This is a genomic window from Dysosmobacter sp. (assembly GCF_034093755.1).
In the GTDB taxonomy this organism is placed as follows: Bacteria; Bacillota; Clostridia; order Oscillospirales; family Oscillospiraceae; genus Oscillibacter.
Genome location: NZ_JAXEBZ010000038.1, coordinates 57,720 through 73,124 on the forward strand (window position 1 = coordinate 57,720; position 15,405 = coordinate 73,124).

The 15,405-nt window shown below is 65.8% G+C and carries 13 protein-coding genes; 7 read left to right on the forward strand and 6 right to left on the reverse strand.

Annotated elements, in window-relative coordinates:
• Positions 1-49 precede the first annotated feature (49 nt).
• The 5 genes from SOX55_RS05330 (at position 50) to SOX55_RS05350 (ending at position 6,536) form a co-directional block, all read left to right on the forward strand.
• On the forward strand, positions 50-3,022 hold the full coding sequence (locus SOX55_RS05330) for an AAA family ATPase (protein WP_325286401.1): 2,973 nt from the start codon (positions 50-52) through the stop codon (positions 3,020-3,022).
• A 103-nt stretch (positions 3,023-3,125) separates the two neighbouring features.
• Entirely contained in the window at positions 3,126-3,374 is a 249-nt protein-coding gene (gene spoIIID, locus SOX55_RS05335; RefSeq protein ID WP_325286413.1) for a sporulation transcriptional regulator SpoIIID, read from the forward strand.
• Between the two features lie 14 nt (positions 3,375-3,388).
• On the forward strand, positions 3,389-3,646 hold the full coding sequence (locus SOX55_RS05340) for a hypothetical protein (RefSeq protein ID WP_325286402.1): 258 nt from the start codon (positions 3,389-3,391) through the stop codon (positions 3,644-3,646).
• Between the two features lie 398 nt (positions 3,647-4,044).
• Positions 4,045-5,058, forward strand: coding sequence for an LCP family protein (locus tag SOX55_RS05345; RefSeq protein ID WP_325286403.1), 1,014 nt, complete (start codon positions 4,045-4,047; stop codon positions 5,056-5,058).
• 35 nt (positions 5,059-5,093) lie between these two features.
• Positions 5,094-6,536: an S-layer homology domain-containing protein gene (locus SOX55_RS05350; protein ID WP_325286404.1), complete on the forward strand. Its 1,443-nt coding sequence runs from the start codon at positions 5,094-5,096 to the stop codon at positions 6,534-6,536.
• Positions 6,537-6,574: 38 nt separating this feature from the next.
• Here the strand turns inward: SOX55_RS05350 and SOX55_RS05355 are convergent, their stop codons facing one another.
• Positions 6,575-7,462, reverse strand: a complete 888-nt coding sequence (locus SOX55_RS05355) for an aldo/keto reductase (RefSeq protein WP_325286405.1) — start codon at positions 7,460-7,462, stop codon at positions 6,575-6,577.
• Positions 7,463-7,576: 114 nt separating this feature from the next.
• Between SOX55_RS05355 and SOX55_RS05360 the strand changes: the two genes are divergently transcribed.
• Entirely contained in the window at positions 7,577-7,966 is a 390-nt protein-coding gene (locus SOX55_RS05360; RefSeq protein WP_325286414.1) for a MerR family transcriptional regulator, read from the forward strand.
• Positions 7,967-8,001: 35 nt separating this feature from the next.
• On the opposite strand, the gene SOX55_RS05365 is transcribed toward SOX55_RS05360, so the two are convergent.
• Genes SOX55_RS05365 through SOX55_RS05380 form a run of 4 tightly spaced genes read right to left on the reverse strand, consistent with a single transcriptional unit; the run spans position 8,002 to position 13,593 of the window.
• Positions 8,002-8,385: a metallopeptidase family protein gene (locus tag SOX55_RS05365; protein ID WP_325286406.1), complete on the reverse strand. Its 384-nt coding sequence runs from the start codon at positions 8,383-8,385 to the stop codon at positions 8,002-8,004.
• Positions 8,386-8,389: 4 nt separating this feature from the next.
• Positions 8,390-10,558 carry a Tex family protein gene (locus SOX55_RS05370; protein ID WP_325286407.1) on the reverse strand — a complete coding sequence of 723 codons (2,169 nt, stop codon included), beginning with the start codon at positions 10,556-10,558 and terminating at the stop codon, positions 8,390-8,392.
• Between the two features lie 56 nt (positions 10,559-10,614).
• A complete protein-coding gene (locus tag SOX55_RS05375; RefSeq protein WP_325286408.1) occupies positions 10,615-12,075 on the reverse strand; it encodes a uracil-xanthine permease family protein in 1,461 nt (486 codons plus the stop codon).
• Positions 12,076-12,111: 36 nt separating this feature from the next.
• On the reverse strand, positions 12,112-13,593 hold the full coding sequence (locus SOX55_RS05380) for a DUF1846 domain-containing protein (RefSeq protein WP_325286409.1): 1,482 nt from the start codon (positions 13,591-13,593) through the stop codon (positions 12,112-12,114).
• A 310-nt stretch (positions 13,594-13,903) separates the two neighbouring features.
• Here SOX55_RS05380 and SOX55_RS05385 point away from each other — a divergent pair, with 310 nt between their 5' ends.
• A complete protein-coding gene (locus SOX55_RS05385) occupies positions 13,904-15,178 on the forward strand; it encodes an adenylosuccinate synthase (RefSeq protein ID WP_325286410.1) in 1,275 nt (424 codons plus the stop codon).
• Here the strand turns inward: SOX55_RS05385 and SOX55_RS05390 are convergent.
• The coding region (locus SOX55_RS05390; protein WP_325286411.1) for a hypothetical protein at positions 15,165-15,405 on the reverse strand (241 nt) is incomplete at its 5' end. The genes SOX55_RS05385 and SOX55_RS05390 overlap by 14 nt on opposite strands.

Sequence of the window (15,405 nt, forward strand, 5' to 3'; positions counted from 1 at the left end):
TTATGGTAAGATTTTTTAAAGAGGACAACAGGCTTTCCGGAGGTGTCTTATGGAAGAACAGCACATTTTCATCAAGCTCCTGGGCGCGCCGGAAATCCGGCTGGACGGCCGGGCCGTGAAGCTGCCCTTCCGGCAGGCGGAGGCCATGGTGTACTATCTGGCGGTCAGCGGGTCCGTTTCCAAGGAGCGGCTGTGCGACCTGCTGTGGGGCGGCCGCTATCCGGAGGACAAGGCCAAATCCAGCCTCCGCAACGCCATCTGCGTGGTGCGGAACCGGCTGGGCCGGGACGTGCTGACGGAGCCTACCCGGCAGCACCTTGCCCTGAACCCGGACTGCGGCATTCAGGTGGACGCGGCGGTGTATCTCCGCCCCGGCACGGAGCTGGCGGACGGCGGCGAGTTTCTCAGCGGCTTCCATCTAAAGGGCAGCGACGTGTTCGACGACTGGTCCGCCTCCATGGCCCAGACCATCCGGGAATCCTACTGCGCCCGGGCCAAGGCCGCCGTGGAGGACGCCTGGGGCCGGGGAGACACGGAGCGCTGCCGGCAGCTGTGCCGGGAGCTGATTGCCGCCAACGAGTACGACGAGTTCGGCTACCGCTACCTGATGCTGTGCCTCAGCCGGAAGCAGGACTACGTCGCGGCGCTGGATGTCTACCAGCAGCTGCGCCGGCTGCTGGCGGAGGACCTGTTTCAGGAGCCGGAGGAGGAGACGGAGCAGACCGCCCGGGACATCCGGGAGCTGCGGCGGGCGACGCTGTCCAACCTGCCCCTGGGCCGCCCCCTGCGGGAGCGGGGAGCGGAGTTCGTCTACGGCCGGGAGGAGGAGCTGCAGGCCATCCCGGACGCCCTCAACGGCTTTTTCCGGGGGCTGCCCGCCTCCAGCCTGCTGATCCGCGGCGAGATGGGCGTGGGCAAGAGCTTCCTGCTGGAGCAGGTGCTGCGCCGCGCCGACGCCGCCGGCGGCCGGGTGATTTCCGTCCGCTGCTACAGCGCCGAAACCGCCGTCCCCCTGAAGGTCTACTACGATATTCTCAACCAGCTGCTCAGCGGCGAGGAGGACGCCTCCTCCACGGAGCAGCTGCGCCGGGCCATGTCCATTCTGCTGCCCCAGACCGCCCGGCCCGCCAACTCCCTGGTGGGCCAGGAGACCACCGGCCTCATTGAGGCGCTGCTGTCCTGCTGCCGCAGGCGGCGGCTGCTGGTGGCCATTGATGACCTCCAGTGGGCGGACTCCGCCAGTCTGGCCCTGATTCACAACATCCTGACCCTGGACAAAAACCGCACCATTCTCTTCCTTCTGACCTGCCGCAGCGAGCCGGCGGCGGAGGCGGACAGTCTGGTCCGCTCCCTGAAGCTGTCCGGGCTGCTGCGGGAGCACGATCTCCTGCCCTTCACATATGACCAGACCCTGGCCTTCGCCCAGACCCTTCTGCCGGACCGGCCCGTGGACGAGGCCTTCGCCCGCAGGCTCTACCGGGAGTCCGACGGCAACCCCCTGTTCCTCGCGGAATGCCTCAACGGCATCCGCTTCGGCGGCGGCATGGCCGGGCTGAGCCCCCGGCTCACCGACATCATCCGCCAGCGCATCGACAGTCTGCCCCCGGAGAGCGCCCGGCTGCTGGAGCTGATCTCCATCACCCCCGACGGCGCCGACTTTGAGCTGCTGGCCGCCGTCTCCCAGCAGGATGACTACGCCCTGTCGGAGACGCTGGAGCAGCTGCTGGACCGGCAGCTGCTGCGGGAGGACGGTGCCGGCGGCCGGGTGGTGTTCCGGTTCGTCCACCAGAAGATTCTGGAGTTCACCTATGACCACATCTCCTCCATCCGGCGGCGGCTGCTCCACGGCAAGGTGGCAGCCTGTCTGGAAGCCCGGGTGCCGGAGGATGACGCGGCCCTTTACGACTACTCCCGGCTGATCTACCATCTGGAGCGCAGCGGCCAGCTGCTGAAATACCTGCAGTACGTGCTGCGGAACATCGTGGGGTATCTCAACATGTCCCAGGAGTTCTTCCCCCTGGTGCAGGAGGCCCGGCCGCCGCTGGTGTTCCGGGAGGAGGAGCGGGGTGTCGCGGTGCTGGAGCTGGGCAGTCTGGAGCACTACCTGAACGCCGTGGAGCAGAAGATCCGGGACAATCCCCAGGTGTTCCGCCAGCCGGAGGCCCAGGGAGCCGTGCTGGAGTTCTACACCCTCCAGGCCCAGCACTACGTCCACCAGGCGGACTACCCCAAGGCCTTCGCCTATGTAGAGACACTGCGGCGGCTCAGCACCCCCCAGAATACGCCGGAGTGGCGGAAGTACCTGCTGAAAGCCAACCACTTCCTGGCGGCCCTGTACATGGACCGCAACGACATTCCCCGGCTGCGGGTCACCATCCGGGAGTCCCGGGCGCTGCTATCCCAGGTGGAGGACCCGGAAACCCGGGCCACCTGGATGCGGCTCCAGGGCGTCTGCGAGGTCATCGCCGGCGATTACGGCGAGGCGTACCAGCGGCTGAGCAGCGCGGCGGAGCTGTTTTTGTCCTTCGACAACGCCGACGTCTACGCCTACTCCCTGGGGGCCTGCCAGGCCTGGATGGGAGAGGCCCTGCGGCTCCAGGGAGACCCGGACAGCGCCGAAACCCTGTACCGCCAGGCCATCGCCCTGTGTGAAAACAGCCGGGCCAGCGGCGGCATCGCCGTGTTCTACACCTTTTACGCCCGGTGCCTGCTGGACCGGCCGGAGCCCCGGGAGACCCACCGGGCGGAGGCCATGCTGGCCCGCGGCCGGGAGCTGTGCGGCCAGTTCAACCTGCTGTGGTACCGGGGCGTCACCTACGCCTATTCCGCCCTGGCCGCCTGCCGCCGGGGCGAGGCGGAGCAGGCGGGCCGCTTCCTGCGGGAGGCCCGGTCTGCCGCCGCCCGGCTGGAGAGCAGCTACGAGCAGGCGGTGGCGGAGGAGATCGGCCAGCGGGTGCGGCAGGCCTTTTCCGCCGCGCCGGAGCAGCTGCGACGCTTTGAGACAGCCCTGCAGGGGGCCTGAGCCCCGTTTGTACCGCTGAGGCGGCGGTTTTTCCCGTTTTTCACACATATCCCGTCCCCCGGCCACATACACTGGACCAACAAGAGGCGGGGAGTGTTGTGTGTTGAAGGAAAATATGGAGGAGCGGGCGGAACGCCTGGCTCAGTACATCATCGAAAACAGGACCACGGTCCGCGCCGCCGCGCAGAAATTCGGCATCAGCAAAAGCACCGTACATAAAGACATCTCCGAGCGGCTGCCCCAATTCAACCGGCGGCTGTACCTGCAGGTCAAGGAGGTGCTGGAGATCAACAAGGCCCAGCGGCACATCCGGGGCGGCATCGCCACCCGCCGGAAGTACCGGGGCCAGTGACGGGGAGGGGCGCCATGCCGGACCGGAGCGACCGCCGCCAGCGGCCCATTCCCGGGGCGGAGGCCGGAGCGCCCAATCCGGCTCCCCGGCGGGAGACGCCGGAGGAGCCGGTGATGCGCCGGTGGCCCCATGCCGCCCTGCCCGCCGGGCGGGAGGACGCCGCCCTCCACTATATCCGCGCCGCCCTGTCCTACCAGAACCAGACGCTGGCGGACATCAAGACCCTGCTGGAGCGGGTGGTGCTGGATCTGGAGGACCGGGAAGAGCACTGAGACAGCCGCCTTCGGGCGGCTGTCAGCGTGTCGAAGAAACTGCGTTTGCAGGAACTGCTTTTAAAAAGCAGGGGGGAACTCGAGGGGGCAAAGCCCGCCTCGAATCAGATCAAATGTCTGCAAAAGCCTGTGTCAGCAGGCGTTTGCGCCGCGCAGCGGCAGATTTTCGGACCGCAAGCGGTCCGAAAACCGAGACACGAGACATTGGTCAGGCTGTCGGAAAAGTCCATAGACTTTTCCGACAGCCTGACAGCCGCCTTCGGGCGGCTGTTTTTCCGGTCACCAATCTGTAACCTTTTTTCCCTTGTACTTTTTCCGGCGGGAGCCTATAATGAAAAAACTGTTTCCCCAATTCACCATCCGGCGGCCCCGGCCGCCTTTCAGACAGGAGAACCGCCATGCCTCAGACTCAGACCCCTCCCCGTCACACCCATCGCCGCCACCGCCGGCGCAGCTGGTCCCGCACGTTTTTGCTGGTACTGGCATTTCTTCTGCTGGTGGCCGTGGTGCTGGTGGGTGCCTACCGCCTGCTGGTCCGCAAGCCCGCTCCGGACACGCCCTCCCCCGCCGCCTCCGCCCTTCCGGCCCAGGGTCAGGACAGCGCCTCCTCGGAGACCCCCGTCAGCACCCTGCAGCGCAAGGACGGCTTTTACACCATTCTGCTCTCCGGCGTGGATGACGGCAACGGCGGCAGCGACACCAACATCCTCATCGGCTTTGACGCCGACGGCGGCTCCATTCGGGGCGTCAGCATTCCCCGGGACACCGGCGTGTGGTACCAGGGCAAGGCCCGGAAGGTAAACTACTCCTCCAAATTCGGCATCGAGGTTCTGGCCGACACCCTGGAGGACACCCTGGGCATCCCGGTGGACTTCACGGTGCAGGTGAACCTGCGGGGCTTCGAGGCTCTGGTGGACGCCATTGACGGCGTGGACTTCAACGTGCCCATCGACATGGACTATGACGACCCCCTGCAGGACCTGTCCATCCACTTCCAGGCGGGGATGCAGCACCTGGGCGGCGCCGACGCCCTGAAGGTGGTGCGCTTCCGCCAGAACAACGACGGCACCGGCTACGGCACCCAGGACATCGGCCGCATCGCCACCCAGCAGGCGTTTCTGAAGACGGTGGCCAAGAAAATGCTGGCCAACCCCGGCAAAATCGGCGACTACGTCCGCATCTTCACGGACCACGTGGACACGGACCTGGAGCTGGGAGAGCTGGCGTGGCTGGGAGAGCAGGCCGTCCGCATGGGGCTGGACAATCTCTCCTTTGAGACTCTGCCCGGCGCCTGGAGCGACAAGCGCTCGCTGTACCTGCTGGACGGCGAGGCGGTGCTCTCGCTGGTAAACGAGGCCCTGAACCCCTACGAGACGGACCGCGCCGCCGATGACCTGAACCTGGTCTCCTGACCCTTTCCGCCACCCACTCAACAAGGAGGACCGCCATGAAAAAGCGCATTCCCGCACTGTCGCTGCTGCTGGCGCTGCTGCTGACCGTCTCCGCCGCCGCCGTGGGCGGCACCGGAAACTTCGTCCGGACCCGGCAGTACAGCGGCCAGTTTTCCGACCTGCCCGCCGCCTCCGTGTTCTATGACAACGTCTCCGCCCTGTATGAGTACGGTCTGTCCGTGGGCAAGGGGGACGGCACCTTCGGCCTGGCGGACTCCGTCACCGTCAACCAGGCGGTGATCTTCGCCGGGCGCATCCGCAGCCTGTATGACCACGGCGACCCGGAGACCGGCGCCGACGATTTCCGCGCCCCGGGACAGGCCGCCTACGAGCCTTATGACCGGTATCTCCGGTCCCTGGGAATCCTCGGCGACGAGCTGGAGGGCCTGTACGGCACCGTGGCCACCCGGGGCACGGTGGCCCACATTCTGGCGGGCATCCTGCCGGAGGAGGCGCTGCCCGCCGTCAACGCCGGCGTGGTGGACCTGGCCCGGTCCGCCCCCAGCTTCCTGCCGGACCTGCATGACGGCACGGCCTGGCTGGAGGACATTCTCACCCTGTACCGCTGCGGCGTCACCCAGGGCAGCGACGGCTTCGGCACCTTCTATCCCGACGCCCCCATCACCCGGGGCGCCCTGGCGGCCATGCTGACCCGGATGGTGGACCCCGGACTGCGGATTTCCCTCAGCTGGGATGTGGCCGCCGACCTCTCCGCCGCCGGCACCACCTACGGCGACCTGATTCTCCGGGAGACCCGGGCCGTCACCGCCCCCGCCACCCGGGAAGAGGTGGAGATGGCGGTGGCCCACATGCTCTCCCGCAACGAGTCCACCCTGTATCTGAAATACGGCTCCCTCACCTCCGACCGGGCCAGGGAGATCATGCAGCAGGCGCTGGCGGCGGCGAAAAGCTGCTGCGAGCAGAGCTACAACACCGTCAACTGCACCTTCGACCCCAACACCGGCGCCATCATGCTGGCCTTCTCCGCCCTGAACTGCTCGGCGGAGGAGACCGCCGCCTACCGGGAGTACACCCTGGACGCCGCCATCGCCGTCCATGACCAGCTGTGGGCCGACGGCACCATCACCGCCGCCATGACGGACTACGAGAAAGCGGCGGTGTACTTTGATTGGATCTGCCGGGCCTGCGCCTATGACTATGACGCCGGCAGCGAGTCCCTGAGCCACATCGCCTACTCCCTGTTCAGCCGGGGCAAGGCCGTGTGCGACGGCTACACCGGCGCCTACAACCTGCTGCTGAAGCTGGAGGGCATCCGGTGCCGGGCATTGTCCAACGACAGCCACATCTGGACCGTGGCGGAGCTGGACGGCACCGAGTACCACATTGACACCACCTGGGGCGACAGCCTGGGGGTGTTCCCCGACTACCGCTACTTCGCCATGAGCGAGGAGACCTCCCGCCGGTTCCATCCGTGGTAAAGGACAGGCCCCGATGCGATGCATCGGGGCCTTTGCTGTCACCGGTTTTTCGTCTCGCCGGCGGCGTCCTGCCGTTCCCGCCGCTCCTCCACCATTCTTCCGAACCACTCCACCATATTGGGGTCCGTGTGGGAGAAGAAGGCGCTCCGGCCCCGGTCCAGGGCGGCGATGCGGGCCAGGTCCTCTCCGGACAGGGTGAAGTCAAACACGTCCAGGTTCTCCTCCATCCGCTCCCGATGCACCGACTTGGGAATGGCCACCACCCCCCGCTGCAGATGCCACCGGAGGATCACCTGAGCGGCGGTTTTGCCGTACTTCTCCCCCAGTTCCAGCAGCACCGGGTCCGTGAACACGCCGCCCCGCCCCTCGCCGAAGAGTGCCCAGGCCTCCGTCTGCAGGCCGTATTTGTCATTCCACCGCTTCGCCTCCTGCTGCTGGTGATAGGGGTGGACCTCCACCTGGTTCACCATGGGGCGGATGCGGGCGAAGGTGGCCAGGTCCACCATCCGGTCCGGGTAGAAGTTGGAGATGCCGATGGCCCGGACCTTTCCCGCCTCATAGGCCTCCTCCAGCGCTCGCCAGGCGCCGTAGCAGTCGGAAAAGGGCTGGTGGAGCAGCAGCAAATCCAGATAATCCGTTTTCAGCTTCCGCAGGGACGCTTCAACGGACGCTTTGCAGGCCTCATAGCCGTAGTGCTCAAGGCAGACCTTGGTGGTGAGGAAGATCTCCTGCCGGGGAACGCCGCTCTTCCGGATGGCGCTGCCCACCACCTCCTCATTGAAGTAGGACTGGGCGGTGTCAATGAGCCGGTAGCCAGCGGCCAGCGCCTCCAGCACGCACTCCTCGCACTCCGCCTTCGTCACCTGATAGACGCCGTACCCCAGCCGGGGCATGGACACGCCGTTGCTCAAAACCACAGATTTCATTCTGTTTCCTCCTTGCAATGGTAGTTTCGCCGTGGTATCCTGAGCATAGCAGCCGGTAGTAACTACCGGTCAAGCACTTTTTTTGTTTTTTGGGAGATGGGCGTGTTGTACACCATGAAGCAGGCCTGCGAAAAGACGGGACTGCCCTACGAAACCCTGAAATTCTACTGCAACCAGGGGCTGATCCCCAACGTGAAGCGGGACGCCATGAACCGCCGGGTGTTTGACGACCGGGACGTCGCCTGGACCCAAAGCCTCCAGTGTCTGAAAAGCTGCGGCATGAGCCTGGCGGAGATGAAGGAGTATCTGGCGCTGTGCCTGATGGGAGAGGAAAGCATTTCCCGGCGCAAGGCAATTCTGGCGGAAAAGCGGGAGGCCCTGCTGGAGCGGCAGCGGCAGGTGCAATCGTGCATGGACTACATTGACCGGAAGCAGGCGTTTTATGACGCCGTGCTGTCCGGGGAGACGCCCTACGTCAGCAACCTCATCGACACGGACCGATAAAGAAGGCCGCGGCGCCCAGCGCCGCGGCCTTCTTCTCAATTCAGTCCGTATTCCCGGCGGAACTCCTCCAGCTCCGCCTCGTCCCGGTCATCCAGGGCGTGGAGGCCGCTGCGCAGCTCCATGTGGTGGGTCAGCTCGTGGGACAGGGTGGTCCGCAGCTCCTGCTCCCAGGCGGCCCGGTCCCAGTGCTCCCGCTCCGCCAGGGCGGCGAAGGAGCCGTAATAGAGGTTGATGTAGTTGCCCAGCAGGTCATCCATATACTCCCCCAGGATATACATCTCCCCCTCCGGGAACTCCGGGTCCGGCACCGCCTCCTCCAGCAGGTTCACCCCGCCGTTGAGGCCCTCGAACAGCACCTCCGGGATGGCGTCGGCAAAATCGTCCAGAATGTCATTGACCTCGTCGATGGAAAGGACCATGGCGTCATTCCTCCTTCACCTGCCGCATGGACAGGGAAATCCGCTTTTTCTTCTCGTCCACTTCCAGCACCTTCACCTTCACCACGTCCCCCACGGACACCGCCTCCGACGGGTGCTTCAGGTACCGGTTCGCCACCTGGGAGATGTGGACCAGGCCGTCCTGATGGACGCCGATGTCCACGAACACGCCGAAGTCAATGACGTTGCGCACCGTGCCGGTGAGGACCATGCCGGGCTTCAGGTCTTTCATCTCCAGCACGTCGGTGCGGAGGATGGGCTTGGGCAGGTCATCCCGCACATCCCGGCCGGGCTTCATCAGCTCCGCCGCGATGTCCCGCAGCGTCGGTTCGCCCACGCCGCACTCCGCCGCCGCCTTGGCCCAGCCGTAAGCCTGCACCGCGCCGGGCAGATCCCCCAGCTTCCCCGCCGCCACGTCCGTCAGGGTGTGGCCGGTGAGGGAGAGCAGCTTCTCCGCCGCGCCATAGCTCTCCGGGTGGACGGCGGTGTTGTCCAGCACGCTTTTGCTCTCCGGCACCCGCAGGAAGCCGGCGCATTGCTCAAAGGCCTTCGGCCCCAGCTTGGGGACCTTCAGCACCTGCTTCCGGGAGGTGAAGGGGCCATTCTCCTCCCGGTATTTCACCAGGTTTTTCGCGGTGGTGCCGTTGAGGCCCGCCACGTAGGTCAGCAGGGAGGGGGACGCGGTGTTCACGTCCACGCCCACGGCATTGACGCAGTCCTCCACCACGCCGGAGAGGGCCTCGTCCAGCTGTTTGGGGGGCATATCGTGCTGGTACTGGCCCACGCCGATGGCTTTCGGTTCGATCTTCACCAGCTCCGCCAGGGGGTCCTGCAGCCGCCGGGCGATGGACACGGCGGAGCGGAGGTTCACGTCGAACTGGGGGAACTCCTCCGCCGCCAGCTTGGAGGCGGAGTACACCGAGGCCCCCGCCTCGGAGACGATCATATAGCGGACGGTGCGGCCCTCGTCGGCCACCCGGCGGATCAGCTCCACCGCCATCTGCTCCGTCTCCCGGCTGGCGGTGCCGTTGCCGATGGCGATGTGCTCCACGCTGTGCTTCCGGATCAGCCGTGCCAGGGCGGCGATAGCCTCCTGCTTCTGCCGCTCCCCGTAGGTGGGGTACACCACCGCGGTGTCCAGCACCTTGCCGGTGCCGTCCACTACCGCCACCTTGCAGCCCATGCGGTAGCCGGGGTCCAGGCCCATGGTGACCTTGCCCTTCACCGGCGGCTGCATCAGCAGGGGTTTCAGGTTCAGGGCGAACTGGCCGATGGCCCCCTCGTCGGCCTTCTCCGTCAGGGCAGAGCGCACCTCCCGCTCCAGGGAGGGGAAAATCAGGCGGTCATAGGCGTCCTCCGCCGCGGCCTTCACAAAGGCCATGGCGGCGCTGCCGGGCACCACCACCCGGCGGCGCACCGTCTGGAGGGCCAGCTCCCGGTCCAGCTCCACGGAGACCTTCAGCTTCTCCTCCTTCTCTCCCCGGTTCACCGCCAGCACCTGATGGCCCTGGAGCTTCCGCACCGGCTGGGCGAAGTCATAGTACAGGCGGTACACCGTGTCCTCCTCCGTGGCGGCGGCGGAGCGCAGCATACCCTGGCTCATCACCAGCGCCCGGAGGGCCTTGCGCAGCTCCGCGTCGTCGCTGATAGTCTCCGCCGCGATGTCCGACGCGCCGGCCAGGGCGTCCTCCGCCGTGTCCACGCCCTTTTCCGGGTCCACGTAGTCCGCGGCGGCGGTGAGGGGGTCCGGGCAGTCCCGGCCCTGGGAGAGCAGCAGCTCCGCCAGAGGGGCCAGACCCTTCTCCCGGGCGATAGTGGCCCGGGTGCGGCGCTTCAGCTTATAGGGGCGGTACAGGTCCTCCACCTCCGCCAACGTGGCGGCAGCGTCAATGGCGGCGGACAGCTCCTCCGTCAGCTTGCCCTGGGCCTCGATGGCGGCCCGGACGGTCTCCCGCCGCTCCTGCAGGCCACGGAGATAGGCCAGCCGCTCCTCCAGAGTCCGCAGGGCGGTATCGTCCATGGCCCCGTGCAGCTCCTTGCGGTAGCGGGCGATGAAGGGGATGGTGTTCCCCTCGTCCAGCAGACGCACCACGTTTTCCACATGGGCGGCGTCCTTGTTCAGTTCCTTTGCCAGTTGGGTGATGATGGAATCCATATATTCTGTCCTTTCCAAAACAGAGGGCAGCTCCGCCGCCCTCTGCTCTTATGAGCTTATTCCTGTTCCGCCAGCTTCCGGGCCTTCAGGGCCTCCAGATGGGCGGCGGCCTCCTCGGCGGCCAGGTCTTCCTTTCCCTTGGGAATCAGCACGTTCAGCACAATGGCCAGCAGCGCCGCGGGCACGATGCCGCCGCCGCCGAACACCAGGTTGATGGCGGAGCCCAGGCCCGCGATGGCGCCGGAGGTGACGCCCAGGCCGTAGCCCACGCCCAGGGACACGGAGACGATGGTGATGATGCGGCTGGTGACGCCGTACTTGGTGATCAGCTGGATGCCGGAGATGGCGATGGAGGAGAACATCATGACGGCGGCGCCGCCCAGAACGCTCTGGGGCATGATGGACACCACGGCGGCCAGCTTGGGGCTCAGGCCGCACAGCACCAGGAACACGGCGCCCACCGCCAGGGCGAAGCGGTTCACCACCCTGGTCATGGTCACCAGGCCCACGTTCTGGGAGAAGGAGGTGTTGGGCAGGACGCCGAACAGCGCCGCGAAGGAGGAGCCCAGGCCGTCGCAGGTGACGGCGCCGGACAGCTCCGTGTCCGTGGCCTCCCGGCCCATGCCGCCCTCGATGCAGCCGGAGGTGTCGCCCACGGTCTCCACGGCGGTGACGATGAACATGATGCACACGGGAACGATGGCCGCCGCCTCAAAGGTGGGCTTCACCGGCAGCAGCGCCGGCACGGAGAACCAGGCGGCGTCGGCGATCTTGCCCCAGTTCAGCACCCAGGCCTTGGTGTACTCCACGCCCTCGGCGGTGACGGCGGTGTGGGGCAGGCACATGCCCATGACGGCGCAGAGGAGATAGCCGAAAATGATGCCGAAGAGGATGGAGGAGGTGGAGGTAATGCCCTTGGTGAAGTGCTTGAGCACCACGATGACCACCAGCACCGCCGCGGCCACCGCCAAATTCTCCAGAGAGCCGAAATCTTTGGCGCCGGAGCCGCCGGCGAAGGAGTTGACGCCCACGGAGATGAGGCTCAGGCCGATGGCCAGCACCACCGTGCCGGTGACCACCGGGGGAAAGAGCTTCCGCAGGGGCTTGATGAAAAAGCCCAGCACGGTTTCCAGCAAACCGCCCACAATGGAGGCGCCCAGAATGGCGCCGTAGGCGATGACGCCGCCGCCCATGGAGGCGGCCACGCTCTTCATCACCCCCAGAAAGCCGGAGCTGGTGCCCATGATGATGGGCACCTTGCCGCCGATGGGGCCGATGGAATACAGCTGCACCAGCGTCACCAGGCCCGCCACCAGCATGGCGTTCTGCAGCAGCGTCACGTACAGCGCCGGGTTTTCGGAGGTGATGCCGCAGGCGCCGCAGATGATGATCAGGGGCGTCAGGTTGCCCACGAACATGGCCAGCACGTGCTGGATGCCCAGGGGGATGGCGTGCTTCAGGGGGATGCGTCCTTCAAACACGTAGGGGCTGGCGTGAGCGGCGGTTTCTTTCTTCATGGTTCTCTCCCTCTCTTTGTGGAATCGGGGGCGGGATTACTTGTGGTACAGCTTCTTGGTCTCGTACCTCGGCTCGCAGCTGACGTTGATGCCCAGCCGCTTCAGGATGCTGCGGTCCACCTCCGAGAGCATGACGGTGATGTGGGCGTCGCAGCCCCGGAGCCGAGGCAGCTGCTGCTGGGCCAGCTCCGCCAGGGGATTGGTGAGGGCGGAGATGGCCAGGGCCATCAGCACCTCGTCGGTGTGGAGCCGGGGGTTCTTGTGGCCCAGATAGGAGGTCTTGAGCCGGCACACCGGCTCCAGCACCTGGGCGGAGATCAGCTCCAGGGAGTCATTGATGCCGCCCAGGGCCTTCAGGGCGTTGAGCAGCATGGCCGACGCCGCCCCCAGGGTGTCGGAGGTCTTGCCGGTGACCACCCGGCCGTCCGGCAGGACGATGGCGCCGGCGGGGCCGCCGGTGGCCTCCGCCTTCTCCAGGGAGGCCGCCACCGCCGGGCAGATGTCCGGCGTCACATTGGCCTGGCGCATCACCAGCTCCAGCTTCCGCACCGGCTCGTCCCCGGCCTTGCCGCTGAGCCGGTCGCCGCAGGCGGTGTAGTACCGCCGCAGAATCTCCATGCGGGAGGCGTTGCAGCAGACTTCGTCATCCACAATGCAGTAGCCCGCCATGTTGACGCCCATGTCCGTGGGGGACTTGTAGGGGGATTTCCCCTGAATCTTCTCGAAAATGGCGTTGAGCACCGGGAAGATCTCCACGTCCCGGTTGTAGTTGACGGCGGTGGTGCCGTAGGCCTCCAGGTGGAAGGGGTCGATCATGTTCACGTCGTTCAGGTCCGCCGTGGCCGCCTCGTAGGCCAGGTTCACCGGGTGCTTCAGGGGCAGGTTCCAGATGGGGAACGTCTCAAACTTGGCGTAGCCGGCGGAGATGCCCCGCTTGTCATCGTGGTACAGCTGGCTGAGGCAGGTGGCCATCTTGCCGCTGCCGGGGCCGGGAGCCGTCACCACCACCAGAGAGCGGCTGGTCTCGATATAGTCGTTTTTCCCCAGGCCCTCGTCGCTGACGATGTGGGCCACGTCGGAGGGGTAGCCGGCGATGGGATAGTGGCGGTAGCACCGGACCCCCAGGGCCGCCAGCCGCTGGCGGAAGGCGTCCGCCGCCGCCTGGCCGGTGTAGCGGGTCAGCACCACGCTGCCCACGTACAGTCCCAGGCCCCGGAACACATCGATCAGCCGCAGCACGTCCTCATCGTAGGGAATGCCCAGATCGCCACGGACCTTGTTCTTCTCAATGTCCCCGGCGTTGATGGCCACGACGATCTCCACGTCGTCCTTCATTTTCAGCAGCATCCGCATCTTGCTGTCCGGCTCAAACCCCGGCAGCACCCGGGAGGCGTGGTAGTCGTCAAACAGCTTGCCGCCGAACTCCAGATACAGCTTGCCGCCAAACTGGGAGATGCGTCTGCGGATCTGCTCCGACTGGGTATCCAGATACTTTTGATTGTCGAATCCAATTCCCATCTTGCGCTCCGACTCCTTCTCTATGTGTATGGTTCCCGCGGGACTGCCGCCGGGGACGAATTTACTCCGTCAGTATATCATGCCCCGGCGGGTTTGGGAAGTCATTTCCCCGCCGGTTGATGCCGGAAATTTTTAAGATTAGGCAGTTTAATATTAAGTATTTCAAATTTATACTTTACTGATAGCGAAAACGCCGCTATAATATTTCAGTTGGGTGAAATCCGCGGTTTTCTGACGCCGCAAACTTTATACGCAGGGCCTCCCCCGTCCCGCCGGGACGGCGTTCCGTCCTGCTCAGGAGGTTAATTTTATGTCGAATTGCGCGATCGTTGGCATCAACTGGGGCGACGAGGGAAAGGGCCGCATGGTGGACCTGCTGACCCGGGACTACGATGTGGTGGTGCGGTATCAGGGCGGCGGCAACGCCGGCCACACCGTCATCAATGAATACGGCAAGTTTGCCCTGCACCTGCTGCCCTCCGGCATCTTCCGCGACGGCGTGGTGAACGTGCTGGGCAACGGCGTGGCCGTGGACCCGGAGAACCTGTGGCAGGAGATGGAGCAGATCCGCGCCAAGGGCGTGGCCATCACGCCGGAGAACCTGAAGATCAGCGACCGCGCCTCTCTGGTGCTGCCCTGGCACCGGGAGCTGGACGCCCTGGAGGAGGCCCGTCTGGCGGACAAGAAGTACGGCTCCACCAAGCAGGGCATCGCCCCCTTCTACTCCGACAAGTTCCAGAAAAAGACCATCCAGGCCGGCGAGCTGCTGTATCCCCAGCACCTGAAGTCCCACCTGGCGGACCTGCTGGAGTGGAAGAACCTGATTCTGCAGAAGGTCTACGGCGCCAAGGGCTACACCATGGAGGAGATGCTGGACTGGTTCGCCGACTACGGCGAGAAGATCCGTCCCTACGTGTGCGACAGCGGCCTGTTCCTGCGCCGGGCCCAGGACGAGGGCAAGAGCATCCTGTTTGAGGCCCAGCTGGGCTCCCTGCGGGATCTGGACTACGGCATCTACCCCTACACCACCTCTTCCAATCCCATCGCCGCCTACGCCCCCGTGGGCTCCGGCCTGCCCTCCGCGAAGCTGGACCGGATTGTGGGCGTGGTGAAGGCCTACTCCTCCTGCGTAGGCGAGGGCCCCTTCACCTGCGAGTGGTTCGGCACCGAGGCGGAGCAGCTGCGGGAGGCCGGCGGCGAGTACGGCGCCAAGACCGGCCGGCCCCGCCGGGTAGGCCCCATCGACCTGGTGGCCACCCGCTACGGTGTGGAGTGCCAGGGCGCCACCACCATCGCTCTCACCAAGCTGGACGTGCTGAGCTATATGGATCAGATTCCCATCTGCGCCCACTATGAGCTGGACGGCAAGCAGACCGACGTGTTCCCCTTCCCCGCCCTGCTGGCGGACGCCAGGCCGGTGATGGAGTATGTCCCCGGCTGGAAGTGCGACATCTCCGGCGTCCGGAAGTGGGAGGACCTGCCTCAGGAGGCCCGGGACTATGTGGAGCTGGTGGAAAAGGCCATCGGCTGCCCCATTGGATACGTGTCTGTGGGGCCCGAGCGGGACAGCATTATTCTGCGGTAATCCGCCGCTTTCGGCGTGGGAAATTGCGCCGGTTTCGGCGCGGGAATGTGACGAAGGTCACGGCTTTGCAAACCACCGTCGCGGCGATACGATTCCCGGCCCCGTTGGGGCCGCCAATCGTGCCGCTTCCTCGAAACAGGCTCGCTGTTTCCGCCGCTGGCGGCGCTTCGCCTGTTTCCCCCATTTTCTTTGGGTCTTGCCCAAAGAAAACGGGCCGTGCACGGTCC

Excerpts from the sequence above, each read along its gene's own strand:
- SOX55_RS05330 (WP_325286401.1), top strand. The coding sequence starts at position 50 with ATGGAAGAACAGCACATTTTCATCAAGCTCCTGGGCGCGCCGGAAATC.
- SOX55_RS05340 (WP_325286402.1), top strand. The coding sequence starts at position 3,389 with ATGCCGGACCGGAGCGACCGCCGCCAGCGGCCCATTCCCGGGGCGGAG.
- SOX55_RS05345 (WP_325286403.1), top strand. The coding sequence starts at position 4,045 with ATGCCTCAGACTCAGACCCCTCCCCGTCACACCCATCGCCGCCACCGC.
- SOX55_RS05350 (WP_325286404.1), top strand. The coding sequence starts at position 5,094 with ATGAAAAAGCGCATTCCCGCACTGTCGCTGCTGCTGGCGCTGCTGCTG.
- SOX55_RS05355 (WP_325286405.1), bottom strand. The coding sequence starts at position 7,462 with ATGAAATCTGTGGTTTTGAGCAACGGCGTGTCCATGCCCCGGCTGGGG.
- SOX55_RS05360 (WP_325286414.1), top strand. The coding sequence starts at position 7,577 with ATGAAGCAGGCCTGCGAAAAGACGGGACTGCCCTACGAAACCCTGAAA.
- SOX55_RS05365 (WP_325286406.1), bottom strand. The coding sequence starts at position 8,385 with ATGGTCCTTTCCATCGACGAGGTCAATGACATTCTGGACGATTTTGCC.
- SOX55_RS05370 (WP_325286407.1), bottom strand. The coding sequence starts at position 10,558 with ATGGATTCCATCATCACCCAACTGGCAAAGGAACTGAACAAGGACGCC.
- SOX55_RS05375 (WP_325286408.1), bottom strand. The coding sequence starts at position 12,075 with ATGAAGAAAGAAACCGCCGCTCACGCCAGCCCCTACGTGTTTGAAGGA.
- SOX55_RS05380 (WP_325286409.1), bottom strand. The coding sequence starts at position 13,593 with ATGGGAATTGGATTCGACAATCAAAAGTATCTGGATACCCAGTCGGAG.
- SOX55_RS05385 (WP_325286410.1), top strand. The coding sequence starts at position 13,904 with ATGTCGAATTGCGCGATCGTTGGCATCAACTGGGGCGACGAGGGAAAG.